Annotated in this window: 13 protein-coding genes; 5 read left to right on the top strand and 8 right to left on the bottom strand. The window is 54.5% G+C overall.

Going from position 1 to position 13,366, the window contains the following annotated elements; genetic code table 11:
- Window positions 1-179: 179 nt before the first annotated feature.
- Complete coding sequence (gcvH, locus tag LMS44_RS11030) at window positions 180-569, top strand: glycine cleavage system protein GcvH (protein WP_022523520.1); 390 nt, start codon at window positions 180-182, stop codon at window positions 567-569.
- A gap of 103 nt (window positions 570-672) precedes the next feature.
- A complete protein-coding gene (gene gcvP / locus LMS44_RS11025; protein WP_159176776.1) occupies window positions 673-3,567 on the top strand; it encodes an aminomethyl-transferring glycine dehydrogenase in 2,895 nt (964 codons plus the stop codon).
- 64 nt (window positions 3,568-3,631) lie between these two features.
- Here gcvP and LMS44_RS11020 read toward each other — a convergent pair whose 3' ends face one another.
- Complete coding sequence (locus LMS44_RS11020) at window positions 3,632-4,537, bottom strand: LysR family transcriptional regulator (protein WP_009286662.1); 906 nt, start codon at window positions 4,535-4,537, stop codon at window positions 3,632-3,634.
- 218 nt (window positions 4,538-4,755) lie between these two features.
- On the opposite strand from LMS44_RS11020, the gene ppnN reads away from it, so the two are divergent.
- The 3 genes from ppnN to LMS44_RS11005 all read left to right on the top strand — a co-directional run bounded on the left by ppnN (window position 4,756) and on the right by LMS44_RS11005 (window position 7,432).
- Window positions 4,756-6,138 (top strand): nucleotide 5'-monophosphate nucleosidase PpnN, encoded by a 1,383-nt coding sequence (ppnN, locus tag LMS44_RS11015; RefSeq protein ID WP_022523522.1) that lies wholly within the window; start codon window positions 4,756-4,758, stop codon window positions 6,136-6,138.
- Window positions 6,139-6,362: 224 nt separating this feature from the next.
- Window positions 6,363-7,097 carry a sulfite exporter TauE/SafE family protein gene (locus LMS44_RS11010; RefSeq protein ID WP_022523523.1) on the top strand — a complete coding sequence of 245 codons (735 nt, stop codon included), beginning with the start codon at window positions 6,363-6,365 and terminating at the stop codon, window positions 7,095-7,097.
- A 134-nt stretch (window positions 7,098-7,231) separates the two neighbouring features.
- Window positions 7,232-7,432, top strand: coding sequence for a hypothetical protein (locus tag LMS44_RS11005; RefSeq protein ID WP_022523524.1), 201 nt, complete (start codon window positions 7,232-7,234; stop codon window positions 7,430-7,432).
- A 117-nt stretch (window positions 7,433-7,549) separates the two neighbouring features.
- On the opposite strand, the gene LMS44_RS11000 is transcribed toward LMS44_RS11005, so the two are convergent.
- The 7 genes from LMS44_RS11000 to narI all read right to left on the bottom strand — a co-directional run bounded on the left by LMS44_RS11000 (window position 7,550) and on the right by narI (window position 13,361).
- Window positions 7,550-8,341 carry a DUF6694 family lipoprotein gene (locus LMS44_RS11000; protein WP_340146502.1) on the bottom strand — a complete coding sequence of 264 codons (792 nt, stop codon included), beginning with the start codon at window positions 8,339-8,341 and terminating at the stop codon, window positions 7,550-7,552.
- Window positions 8,342-8,490: 149 nt separating this feature from the next.
- Window positions 8,491-9,480, bottom strand: a complete 990-nt coding sequence (moaA, locus tag LMS44_RS10995) for a GTP 3',8-cyclase MoaA (RefSeq protein ID WP_009286658.1) — start codon at window positions 9,478-9,480, stop codon at window positions 8,491-8,493.
- Complete coding sequence (locus LMS44_RS10990; RefSeq protein ID WP_009286657.1) at window positions 9,477-9,881, bottom strand: putative zinc-binding protein; 405 nt, start codon at window positions 9,879-9,881, stop codon at window positions 9,477-9,479. The genes moaA and LMS44_RS10990 overlap by 4 nt, the downstream gene beginning before the upstream one ends.
- Window positions 9,882-9,933: 52 nt before the next feature.
- Window positions 9,934-11,196, bottom strand: coding sequence for a molybdopterin molybdotransferase MoeA (locus LMS44_RS10985; protein ID WP_138801025.1), 1,263 nt, complete (start codon window positions 11,194-11,196; stop codon window positions 9,934-9,936).
- Window positions 11,193-11,771 carry a molybdenum cofactor biosynthesis protein B gene (gene moaB / locus LMS44_RS10980; RefSeq protein WP_138801024.1) on the bottom strand — a complete coding sequence of 193 codons (579 nt, stop codon included), beginning with the start codon at window positions 11,769-11,771 and terminating at the stop codon, window positions 11,193-11,195. The genes LMS44_RS10985 and moaB overlap by 4 nt, the downstream gene beginning before the upstream one ends.
- Window positions 11,772-11,806: 35 nt before the next feature.
- A complete protein-coding gene (locus LMS44_RS10975; RefSeq protein WP_027959391.1) occupies window positions 11,807-12,628 on the bottom strand; it encodes a peptidylprolyl isomerase in 822 nt (273 codons plus the stop codon).
- A 40-nt stretch (window positions 12,629-12,668) separates the two neighbouring features.
- Complete coding sequence (narI, locus tag LMS44_RS10970) at window positions 12,669-13,361, bottom strand: respiratory nitrate reductase subunit gamma (RefSeq protein ID WP_039858452.1); 693 nt, start codon at window positions 13,359-13,361, stop codon at window positions 12,669-12,671.
- Window positions 13,362-13,366 lie beyond the last annotated feature (5 nt).

Below are 13,366 nucleotides of genomic sequence, written 5' to 3'. Positions count from 1 at the left end.
TAGCTGAACCGATAACGCTACCAAGCAAGCTTTGAAGCAACGAAGAAATTTGTTTCCGATTGGAAACACGTTAACATGCTTGCTTATTCGCTCGATCTACCCCAGTCACTAGTCGCCAAGGCGAACGGCAACCGCTAGTATGCTCGGGCCCAGAAAACTGTTTCATATAGGAAAACACCATGAGCAATCTTCCTACCAATCTTCGTTACGCAGAAAGCCACGAGTGGGTGCTGGATAATAAGGACGGCACCGTGACCGTGGGTATAACTGATCACGCCCAGCAGGCGCTCGGCGATGTCGTGTTTGTTGAACTGCCTGAAGTGGGAACAGCGCTGAACAAAGGGCAAGAGTTTGGCGTTATCGAATCGGTAAAAGCTGCTTCTGATCTCTACTCACCGGTTGTTGGCGAAGTCATTGAGGTCAATGACGCTCTTGAAGACGCACCTGAAACAGTCAATGAAGCGCCTTACGAAGGCGGCTGGATTATGAAAGTGCGTTTAGACAGCGACTCACTTGATGGCCTGCTCGACGCAGATGCCTATCAAGCAACGCTAAGCGCCGACGACTAAAGGCGGTAGCTGAATCATATATTAGGGCCTGCCTTTATCCTTTATGGCAGGCTCTTCGCTTAACGCCCTGCACGGTTCTCTCTTAACGTCCGGAATCTTCTTCATGTCTCTTGAAACACGCCGTCTGGCCGAGCTGGCCGATCACGATGCTTTTATCAAACGTCATAATGGTCCAAGTCAAGATGACGTGGCCACCATGTTAAAAGCGCTCAACATGCAGCACATGGAAGATCTGATTGAACAGACCGTGCCGAGCGATATCCGTCTTGGCCGTGAGCTAGCGCTTGATGAACCGCGCAGCGAATCAGAGGCGCTAGAGTACCTAGCGCAGCTCGCGCGCCAGAACCGCGTGGCTAAGAGCTATATTGGCCAGGGCTATTACGGCACCCATATGCCCGCGGTGATTCAGCGCAACGTATTGGAAAACCCAGGCTGGTACACGGCCTACACCCCCTACCAGCCGGAGATTTCTCAAGGACGCCTGGAAGGCTTGCTTAACTTCCAGCAGGTGGTCATGGATTTAACCGGCATGGAGCTGGCTAATGCGTCGCTGCTCGACGAAGCCACCGCTGCCGCCGAAGCCATGGCGCTGTGTAAGCGTGGTAATAAGAAAAGCAAATCCAACGCTTTTTTCGTCGCCGACGATGTTTTCCCGCAAACGCTGGATGTCGTTAAAACCCGTGCCGAGTTCTTTGGCTTTGAGCTGATCACCGGCCCTGCAGAAGAGTTGGCCAGCCACGATGTGTTTGGAGCCCTGGTTCAGTACCCCTCTGCCAGTGGTGAAGTGCGCGATCTGGCACCGCTATTAAGCGCCGCGGCTGAGCGCAATATAATGACCTGCGTGGCCAGCGATCTTTTGAGTCTGGTGCTGCTTAAAGAACCCGGCCAGCTGGGCGCGGATATTGTGGTGGGCAACTCCCAACGCTTTGGCGTACCCATGGGCTTTGGTGGCCCTCACGCGGCGTTCTTTGCTACATCCGACAAGCTCAAGCGCTCGATTCCTGGGCGTATCATCGGCGTATCAAAAGATAGCCGTGGTAACACCGCCCTGCGCATGGCAATGCAGACCCGCGAGCAGCATATCCGCCGCGAGAAAGCGACGTCCAATATCTGTACCGCCCAGGCGCTTCTGGCCAACATCGCAGGCTTTTATGCCACCTATCACGGTGCAGAAGGGTTGCGCAAAATTGCCGGCCGCGTTCATCGCCTAGCCACCCTGCTTGCCGAAGGCCTTAAGCAGGCAGGCGTATCGCTCGCTCATGACAGCTGGTTTGATACGCTACGTCTGACAGGTGTTGATGCAGGTAAGATCCATGGCCGAGCCATGACCCATGATATTAATCTGCACTACTTCGGCAATGGCGATGTCGGTATTAGCCTGGATGAAACCACCACCGCCCACGATGTAGCCACATTGTTTGATGTGCTGCTGGGCGATGAGCACGGCCTTGCCGTTGCAGTATTGGACGAGCAAGTGGTAGCTAGCGGCGCTTCCGGCATTCCCGCGGCATGCCAGCGCGAAAGCGACTTCTTGAGCCATCCCACCTTTAACCGCTACCGCAGCGAAACCGAAATGCTGCGCTACTTAAAGCGTCTGGAGAATAAGGATCTGTCGCTTGCCCATGCAATGATCCCGCTCGGCTCCTGCACCATGAAGCTCAACGCCACCAGCGAAATGATCCCCGTCTCCTGGCCCTCGTTTGCGCACCTTCACCCCTTTGCACCTCGCGACCAGGTGGCTGGCTATCATCAAATGATCGACGAGCTCTCGGCCTTCCTGGTCGAAGTCACCGGTTACGATCACCTCTCGATGCAGCCTAACTCCGGCGCTCAGGGTGAATATGCAGGCCTTGTGGCAATTCGTCGTTACCAAGCGGCCCAAGGCGAAGGTCATCGCGATGTCTGCTTGATTCCAAGCTCTGCCCACGGCACCAACCCTGCCTCGGCAGCCATGGTGCAAATGAAGGTGGTGGTGGTCGAGTGCGATCAAAACGGCAATATCGACATAGCGGACTTACGCGCTAAAGCTGAACAGCATAGCGATAAGCTCTCCGCCATTATGCTGACCTACCCATCCACACACGGGGTGTTTGAAACCAGCGTACGCGAAGCGTGCAAGATCGTTCACGACAACGGTGGTCAGGTGTATATCGATGGCGCCAATATGAACGCCCAGGTAGGGTTAACCCGTCCTGGCGATTTTGGCGGCGATGTGTCTCACCTTAACCTGCACAAAACGTTCTGTATTCCCCACGGTGGCGGCGGCCCGGGCATGGGCCCTATCGGCGTGAAAGCCCACTTGGTGCCCTACGTTTCAAACCATGTGGTAACACCTATCAACGGCGTCAACACTGATAGCGGTGCAGTCTCCGCGGCTGCCTTCGGCAGTGCTTCCATTCTGCCCATTTCCTGGGCCTACATTAAGATGATGGGTGCCCGCGGGCTGCGGGAAGCTACCGAGCTTGCCATCCTAAACGCCAATTACATTGCCAAACGATTGGAAGCAGCATTCCCGATTCTATACCGCGGTCAGAACGGTACCGTTGCCCACGAATGCATAATCGATATTCGTCCGCTCAAAGCGACCTCTGGGATTAGCGAGGAGGATATCGCCAAGCGTTTGATGGATTACGGTTTTCACGCACCAACCATGTCGTTCCCAGTGCCGGGCACGCTGATGATCGAGCCGACTGAGTCTGAGTCGCTGTATGAAATCGACCGTTTCTGCGATGCGATGATTGCCATTCGTGACGAGATCGCCCGAGTGGAGAGCGGCGAATGGCCGTTGGATAATAATCCGCTGGTCAATGCGCCACATACCCAGGCGGATCTAATGGATAGCGACTGGCAGCGGCCTTATGACCGCCAGTTGGCCGCCTTCCCGACCGCGGCTGTTCAAGCCGCTAAATACTGGCCCGCCGTTAACCGCGTCGATAACGTTTTCGGTGACCGTCAGTTAATCTGCTCCTGCCCTAGCATCGACGAATATCGCAACTAGCGGCAAAGCTGGCAAGATGTGAAGCGATAGCGCTCTAAGTAACGAAAACGCCCTTGGTGCCTAATCAATTAGACGGCATCAAGGGCGTTTTTTCTTGCAGACGCTGAGCGTGAAAACCGTCTAACAGCTTCGCGTAGCGCTTAGGCAGCACCGAGTCGCGGCGGCGCAGCAAATAGAGCACTTCATTGACCGCATTGGGCAGGTTCAACGCTTTTACCTGGCGCTGCCAAGGCGAAGTTTCCAATACCAATCGCGATACCACGCTAAAGCCCAACCCCCTGGCCACTGCATCCAGCACCATGCTGACTTCATTGGTAAAGCCTTGATGGCGGAAATGGGTCATTGAGCGAAACTCGTCGGGGTAATTGGCTCGCAGCAGTGCATTGGCATGGTTAATGCCGTCGTAATAATTGAGAAAGCCGATGCCCATTAAATCTGATAACGTGCTGCCCGCAAAATCTGCAGGCACCACCAAGCAGAGCGGTTCTTCATGCCAAATGCTGCAGCTAAGCTCAGGGTGCCGCATTGCCTCGGTGACTATCCCGATGTCATAACGCCCTTCAAGCAGGTCATTGACGATTTCGTGGTTGAACGCAAAGCTATAGTTGACCGTTAAATTGGGGTGCATTTGCTGCTGCCCCAATATATACGGATAGAACATCAGGCCAACGCTACCCGGCGAGGCAATGCGGCAGTCGCCGCTATCCAAAGAGTCATCGTCTAGCCCGTGACGGAACTGTTCATGCTCAGCAAATAACTTTAAAGCGTAATCGTAAGCACGCCGCCCCGATTCGGTTAATGTAAAGCTACGCCCCTTGCGCTCTAGCAGCTCTTTATTTAAATAGTCTTCTAACTTGCGTACATGCTGGCTTACGCCCGGCTGGGTCATTTCTAAACGTTGCGCCGTACGGGTAAAACTGCCTGTTTCAACAAGCGTAATAAAGGTACGAAAATAGTGGGCATTGAACATAGTGAAGCGCCATGGTCTTTGATAACGGTCTTTAGCAGCTCTCTTTGAGAACCCGCTTTAGGCAACAGTTTAGTAACTAACAAAAAACGCTATTGCCGCCGCCCTATAAAATAGACCTCATAATAGCACACCCCGGCGAGCCAGCCGCTGCGCTGTACCCACCGCTTGGGCGTGGTAATATGCCAAGAGACATCAAACGATTAGGGACAGCCCCGCTAATGACCGAAAACGTTCAACCTCGCGCCACTCTTTCCAGCATCATTTCCCCCGAGGGGAGCCTCGAAGTACTCTCTCAGCATGAAGTTAATCGACTGCATAAAACTTCTCAAAGCGGTCTGCACGACCTTCTTCGGCGCTGTGCGTTGGCAGTACTCAATTGCGGTAATCCCAGCGACGATAGCCTGGCGATTTTAGAAGCCTATAAAGATTTCGATATTGAAGTGCTGCAGCAAGACCGCGGCATTCGCTTAAAGCTCACTAACGCCCCCGCCGAAGCCTTTGTAGATGGCCGCATGATTCGCGGTATCCGCGAGCATCTATCCTCGATCATTCGCGACATCGTTTACGTCTACAATGAGATTCAGCACCACAATCGTTTTGACCTGAGTACGGGAGAAGGCACCACCAATGCGGTCTTCCATATTCTGCGCAAAGCGGGCACGCTCAAACCCGGCCGCGACCCTAGCCTGGTGGTGTGCTGGGGCGGTCACTCTATCTCCCGGGAAGAGTACGAATATACCAAAGATGTGGGCTATCACTTGGGTCTGCGCGATTTAGATATTTGTACCGGCTGTGGCCCTGGCGCAATGAAAGGCCCCATGAAAGGCGCGAACGTTGCCCATGCCAAGCAGCGGCGTAAAGAAGGCCGCTATTTGGGTGTTTCAGAGCCCGGCATTATCGCTGCCGAAGCGCCTAACCCCATCGTCAATGAACTGGTTGTCATGCCAGACATTGAAAAACGCTTGGAAGCCTTTGTGCGCCTGGGCCATGGCATTATTGTGTTTCCTGGCGGGGTGGGCACCGCAGAAGAGATTCTCTATCTGCTGGGCATTCTGCTGCACCCCAGCAACCAGGATATTCCTTTTCCGTTAATTTTCACTGGCCCTGCTGATTCTGCGGCCTACTTTCAGAAAATTGATGAATTTCTGGTCTATACCCTCGGTGAGGATATCCGCCGTTACTACACCATCATTACCGGCGATCCGGTCTCGGTTGCACGCACCATGCGCCACGGCATCGATGAGATCGCTGAATTCCGACGCACCCATCAGGATGCTTTCTACTACAACTGGCGATTGACCATTGCGCGCGACTTCCAGGCAACCTTTGAACCGACACACGACGCCATGCGTGGCTTAGCGCTCCACCGCCAGCAGCCTACCCATGAGCTCGCTGCTAATCTGCGCCGCGCTTTCTCGGGGATCGTCGCAGGCAACGTCAAAGAGGCTGGCATTCGAGCCATTGAAGCTCATGGCCCCTTTGTACTGACCGCAGAGCCCGAACTAATGCAACGCCTTGACGAGCTACTCACCTCGTTTGTAGCCCAAGGGCGCATGAAACTCGATGGCCAGCACTATGTGCCCTGCTATGTGCTGAAATAACAGCGTTTAGGCTCTGCCTGAAAACTGGCTGCGCTCGACCATACGGCGTTAAAAATCGGCTCAAAGTACTCATTTACACAACGTAAACTCCGTCTTTTCGCCGATTTTTGCCTTGTCTGGCCTTCGCTCGCCGACTTTTCAGACAAAACCTAATCCTGAAGAAAATCAATACGCACAGCTGCCGGTTGCGTGGCGGCTGTGCGCTAAAAAGGGCCGGTAACCTTATGCTGTTAATTGCGTTTATAGCGCTACTCGTTGCAGGTATCGTCAAAGGTGCCATCGGTTCAGGTGTCCCGGTTATTGTCGTACCCATTCTCACCATGCTGTACGACGTTCAACTCGCTATCGCTCTATTAGTCGCGCCTAACCTATTTAGTAATGCTTTACAGGTATGGCAATATCGACGCCACCTACTACCCTTGCGCTTCTTGGCAGCTTTCTCCATTGCTGGCGGGCTAGGCATCGTTCTGGGCACTTGGGGATTAGTCGTTTTATCTCCCGAAATACTGTCACTGGGTGTCGCGGGTGTGATCGTGCTTTACCTGATCATCAAAGTGATGAAACGTCGTATCGCCCTGCCTTTTAATATCGCTGCGCGACTAGTGATCCCTATTGGCCTACTCGCTGGCGTGCTTCAAGGCGCTGCAGGCATGTCGGCGCCAGCCTCGGTTACGTTTCTCAATGCGATGCAGTTGAAACGAAGCGTATTTATTGGCTCCATCTCAGTCTTCTTCGTCGCTATTACCAGTGTTCAAATACCGGCGCTTTTAAACGCGGGCATTTTAACTCTGGAACGCTTTTTGTTTAGTATTTTTGCCCTTGTGGTGATACTCGCCGCCATGCCCCTAGGCGCCCGCCTGGGCAATCGGCTGCCCCACCGCTGGTTTGATAATTTGGTTATGCTGCTGCTGGCAAGTATCGCCGGTAAAATTTTTATCGATACGCTGATGGCTGGCTAGCCCACGGAAAACCTTTTCTACGCTTTTTTTCTCACTTCAGCTAAGCAGTGTTGAGAACCAAGTCAGGTAAAAGCGGCCAGAATAGCTACACTGAGTGAGCATTACCTCACTATTGACCTTGAAAGGAACTCAACATGTCGATGATTAATCAGCTAAAAGATGTCAAAACCAAAGATTTCGCCAAGCACTGCTATGAAAGCAGCAGCGTCGATAAACTACGCGAGGCGTCGGCAGGCAGCGCCGATCAGTCAGAAATGGAGCATTGGGGGTTAACCGAAGGGCAGTGGGAAGAGGCAATTGTTGCCGCCCTCGCCGACCATGAAGCCAAAGAGTAAGTAACCCCGTTTGGCGAAAAGATAATTGGTAGAAATGTTTGCGCCCTATCGGATAACCGCTAGGGCGCTGTGGTTTTTGCATCGCTTACCTCACAAAGAGCTTAGTCCACACGAGACTCACTCCAAACGGGAGAAAGCAATGCCACCATACTCCTTCTGCAGTTGCTCAAGCCTGGCCAGTTCGTGTTCCGTTAGCTCAGGGGAGTCCCATAATGGCTGCTCATCAAGCCCTTTCAACCCTTGCAAGGTGACCGTCAGCTCTGCATCGCTGGGTATTTGAGCATTCCCCCATGGGCCAAAGCGGTTAGGCGCAAGGCTCCACTCAAGTGTTTCACCAGGCTCAATGCCACCAGGAACAACGTAGTAAAACGTTTCGTCTACCCAAGCTGCTGAGTGATCAGAGCTCGTCACCACGCCCCTCAACAGAAGCTCAGAAATGGCCTGATCCGTGTCATTGGTCACTGTAAGATCAATCACAGGTTCCGGAGCGCCATAAGGGCTTGAGCCAATGTAATAGCGAGCACTGTCAATGGTAAACCGCGCTAACTGCTGCTGATCACTGGTGGCTTTTGCACGCTTCTCTTCCAGCCGCTTTAAGGTGCGAATAGCCTGTTCGCGTTCGCGTGCCCGACGCTCGCGCAGAATTTGATCGGCACGCTGAATCACCTGATCCCCCGTTAACCCATGCATTTGCACATTGGCAGTTTCGGCAATCTCGGCGGCATTCATGCGGTGGGGGTTGAGAATATCGATACCACTAAACGACGTCGACGTGGCGATAATGATCAAGCCTTGATCAAACTCATCGCGTTTGTAGGTGGGCAAGGAGTTACGCACTTTCTCAACCGAGACAACCGACGCAGGCATGGAGCTAGTATCAATTTTGGGATCTGAGCAACCAGCTATCATGAGTACTGATAGTGATATTGCAGACAGCCTTAGCAGGCTCCACATACAATCACCTCAACGCAACCAAAAATAAAAAATTGTCGAGGAGCTTAACGGAAAGCGCTATTCACCACTAGCCCCTGTTAGCTTTGAACGCTGACCGAATCGTATTACCCGCCTGTTGCATTCATAAACCTCACTATTTGAACTTCACCATCCGTCGTGAAGTGATGACGCTCAGGTTTTTTCTTCATTGCCGCCACAATGCTCGATTTAAGCCGCTGGGTATCACCCGGATAACGTCGCATTACGGCGCGTAAATCTACCGAGTGCTCATTGCCCAAGCAAAGGAGTAGTCGCCCTTCAGCCGTCACCCGAACACGATTACAGGCAGCGCAGAAATTGTGGCTATGGGGAGAAATAAAGCCAATCCGCGACTGGCTGTCTACCATGCGGTAATAACGGGATGGCCCTAGGGTGGTTTCGGTGGTGGGTAAGAGTTGATAGTGGTTTTCTATGGTCTCGCGTACCGCATCGGTGGAAAGAAAGGTTTCACCACGGTTATGCTCGCTGATAGCGCCCAGCGGCATCTCCTCAATAAAGCTTATATCGACTTGTTCATCCCGGGCAAAGTTTACCAAGTCGATAATTTCGTCGTCATTGCGCCCCTTGAGCAGTACGGCGTTGAGCTTAATCGACTGAAAGCCAGCGCGGCGCGCTGCACGGATACCCGCGATCACCTGATCAAGATCCCCCGTCCGGGTTAATGCTTTAAAGCGTTCGGGCTTGAGCGAGTCGAGGCTAATATTGAGCCGATGTAGCCCGCCTTGCCGCAAAGCATTGGCATGCTTGACCAACCCTGAGCCGTTGGTGGTCATCGCCAGCTCGCGCAGGCCTTCCAATGCACCGAGTTTTTGCACTAGCGTGAGTACGCCCTGGCGTACCAGCGGCTCACCGCCAGTTAGACGGATTTTCTCCACGCCCAGCTCGACAAATGCCTGTGAAAGCGCGGCTATCTCCTCAAGGGTAAGCAGTTGGGCGCGTGGCAGAAAGGTCATTTCCTCAGCCATGCAGTACACACAGCGAAAATCACAACGATCAGTTACCGATATACGCAGGTAACGCACCGTACGGCCATACCCATCGACTAGCGCACTCATTCCATGGGTTCCTCTTGGGTATTGGCATTAACGGGCAGCCGTGCAATAAGTTCTTTTACTTCTGCGGTGACGTCGATGATTGTTTGCTCATCATAAAACTGGCCCCGCCGCTTGCGCAGGCCGTTTTCATATAGCTTTACGTGCTCTGTGGGTATCACATCCGCTTTGGCGAGACAGTGGCTGGCGCAGTGCATCTGGCACCCGTCAATGGCTACAATAGGGCGCCCGGAGCGGGCAATGCGCACCAGACCGGGCACACCACCGCCCACACCAGCAATGCAGGACATTTCTGCCTCTCCTGCATGGTCAAGACGCAGGGCAACGCTATTGGCAAGTTGCGCCACATCAGAGCAGCCGGAGCAGGCATAAATCAGTGTGCGGGGTTTGTGTTGTGAAGACATACCCTCTCCTATGAAAAAAAACGAGGTCAGTGGCCACGATAGGAAAAGCTGTTCAAGCGGCGAACTGATTGATGGGGTAATAGTGATAGGTGGCCCCTTCAGTTACCTCCGTGGCGGGGTTAATCATTAAATAACCATGGGCCTGGCTAGCCGCGCTGAGCATATGTGAGCCCTGCCCGCCCGCTAGCTGCGCCACGGGAGCCCCCTGTGACCAATTCATCACCACCCGTAGTAGCTCGCAGCGCCCCTGGGGGCCACGCTGAGAAAAGCCCGCTTTTACCGGATAACGCTGTAGAGCCGCTACGGCTCTACCTTGCATGGCATGGATAAACGGCAGCGCCAGCAGCTGCCAGCCCACCAGGGAGGCCACAGGATTACCCGGCAGCGCCATTAACGGTGTGGAAGAGGCAGGCTCCGCGCCCAGATAACCGAACGCAAAGGGCTTCCCTGGCTTCATGGCGACACCATGAAAATGTAAGCCACCGCGCTGCTCGATCACTGGGCGTACATGATCCTCCTCGCCTACCGAAACGCCTCCGGTGCACATCACCACATCCGCAACGGTTTGTGCGTGCTCAAAGGCCTGATGCAATGACTGCGGTGAATCAGCGATGATGCCCAAATCCAGCACGTCGCACTGAGCTTGCGCTAGCAGTGCGTTAAGCATGGCGCGGTTGCTGTCGTATACCTGTCCCGGTGATCGCACTGTACCTGGGGCAATCAGCTCATCGCCGGTGGAAAGCAGCGCCACCCTCAGACGCCGTTTGACAGTCACGGCATTGATTCCATGGCTTGCCAGCAGCGCAATCGACGCGGCATCAAGAAGCTTACCCGCAGCGAGCAGCGGGGTGCCTATGCGAGTCTCCTCGCCTTGGCGACGAATGTTAGCGCCTAGCACCAAGCTACCCTCGAGGTGTATATGCCCGCGCGGATCAAGAGTCACCCGCTCTTGAGGCACCACAATATTTGCCCCCATGGGCACCGGCGCGCCGGTAAAAATACGCGCGCAGCCTCCTTCCGGTAGCAGCATGACGCCTGCGCCAGCTGGTACGCGTTGGAGAATGGGTAAGCCTGCGCCGCGAGGTGCCGCTTGGTAATCAGCCAGACACAGCGCGTAACCATCCATAGCGCTATTGTCCACGCCCGGCATATCGAGAGGAGCGACCAGCGTTTCTGCCAGCACTCGCCCTGTCGATTGTTCTAGGGTGATGGTTTCTACTGCATTAATGGGCGTGGCTGCGTCGATAAGCCGTTGGCGCGCATCAAACAGATCTAACAAGCCGGGCGTGACTATTTCTGCGCAGTGACAGTTCATAAGCGCTCCACCTCATTGGAAGAAGTCGCTGTGTGACGTCCACTACACGGGGTCGCTGAAGGCAGCACCATGGCGGCGAAGTTGCAGGGCCGAGTGCGGGAGTCCAGCTGCAAAGCAATAATCCTGTCCCACGCCAAGGCACACGCTTTGGGCGAACCGGGCATCGCAAATATCATCGTTCGGTTGGCCACCCCCGCTACGGCGCGAGACTGGATCGTCGCTGTGCCGATTGTTTTCAGGGAGTAGTGGCGGAACAGCTCGCCATACCCCTCAATCGCTTTGTCGAACAGCGGTATCAACGCCTCGGGAGTGGTATCCCGGGAGGTAAAGCCAGTGCCGCCATTAACCAGAATCGCGTGGACATCCGTTCGGGCAATCCACTCCGAGACCACGGCACGAACCTGGTAGATATCATCAGAAACGATGCGCCTCTCGACCAGGATATGGCCGCTTTCGCTCAGATGTTCAACCAGCAGGTCACCGCTACCATCCTCGTCGAAACCACGGGTATCGGAAACCGTTAGCACCGCGATGCCGAGCGGAGTGAAAAGAGCATCTACAGGAACATGGGACATCAAGCCTCTCCTATTAGCTTTGCTATTGCTTCAAGCTATTGCATCAAGCTGCCGCCAGCATCGTCATCCAGAACAATCCCTTCGACGCCTATTTCGCTCTCTAACGCCAGCAAATAGTGACGCAGCGCACGTCGAGTTGCCTGTTCCCGTAGGCTATGGCGCACCCGGTCAATCACTTGATCGAAAGGTAACGCCCTACCGTCTCGCCGCTCGTCAATACTCACCACATGCCAGCCATAGCGAGACGCCAAGGGGCGCTCGTGTAGACCTTCGGGTAAGTGCTGCAAAGCGCGATCCAACTCCGGAACAGTCTGCCCTGACACCAGCCAGCCCAAATCACCATCCAGCTCTTTTGAAGGGCACGCGGAGTGGTGTTGAGCAAATTCGGCAAACCGTTCGGGTATCTGCTTAAGCTGTTCGAGTAGCTTTTCACCAAGCTGGTAAGCGTCGTCGCGACCCTGGGAGTCATCGGGTGCGGCCGCGAGCAGGATATGCCGAACGCGTAACTGCACTGGTTCGCTGAAGCGCTCGCGGTGGGTGTCAAAAAAGCGCTGGCAATCTGTTTCCCCCGGTTCCGGCACCTCAAGCTCCTGTTCGAGCAAGGCAGCAATCGCCGCATCTTCCTGTGCTTCGTTAGTTTCCTGCCTCGACAGTAGGCCCAGGACGTTGGCTCGCTGGCGCAGCAGTTCCCTGACCACCAGGGCGCGGGCCGCCTGAAGCTGGGCCTCCCCCGACGTTTCGGCGGGGTGGTACTGCATCTCCAACGCAATCGTTGCTTCATCGATAGGGGTGTCACCGACACGTACCGGAGGCGCAGCGACGCCCCCAGGTAGCTGTTCGATATCAATCATCTGCATGTTATTTCTCCTCTAGGCCTGGCCGAGCACAAGCCAGTTTTTAGCCACGACGGCGGACAAGCTGATAGCGCCGGGTTACATAGCCGAACGGCGCGCTCCACACATGCACCAGCCGCGAAAACGGGAACAGCAGGATGATGGTTAAGCCGATAAAGATATGCAGTTTGTAGATCCATGACACTTCCTGCATGTAGTCCGCCGCACCGCCGCTGAAGAAGACAATCGACTGCGCCCAGCTGGAGAGTGTCAGCATCATCTCGCCGTCCATATGGCCCAACGAGAAGATGATGGTCACCATACCCAGGCACGCCTGTAAGACGATCAAGCCCAGGATCAAGGTATCCATCATGCTCGACGACGCCTTTACGCGTGGGTTGGCCAGGCGACGATAGAGCAACATGGCGCCGCCCACCACGCACATGGCACCGGCAATACCGCCCACCACGATAGCCACTAGCTGTTTAGTACCGGCGTGCAGGAACGGTTCATAGACCCAGTGCGGTGTGAGCATGCCCACCAGATGGCCGAAGAAAATCACGATAATACCGATATGAAACAGGTTGCTGCCCAGGCGCATATTCTTTGAAGAGAGCATCTGGCTAGAACCGGTCTTCCAGGTGTACTGACCATGATCAAAACGGAGCAGGCTGCCAAGCAGAAACACCGTGCCCGCGAGATAGGGGTAGTAACCGTAGATCAGATGGGTTAAGTAATGCGCAATCGCGTCATACATGGTGA

The organism is Halomonas profundus (genome assembly GCF_020865425.1).
Taxonomy (GTDB): domain Bacteria; phylum Pseudomonadota; class Gammaproteobacteria; order Pseudomonadales; family Halomonadaceae; genus Vreelandella; species Vreelandella titanicae.
The sequence above is the reverse complement of the archived record's forward strand: the minus strand, read 5'-3'. Positions and strand labels throughout refer to the sequence as shown.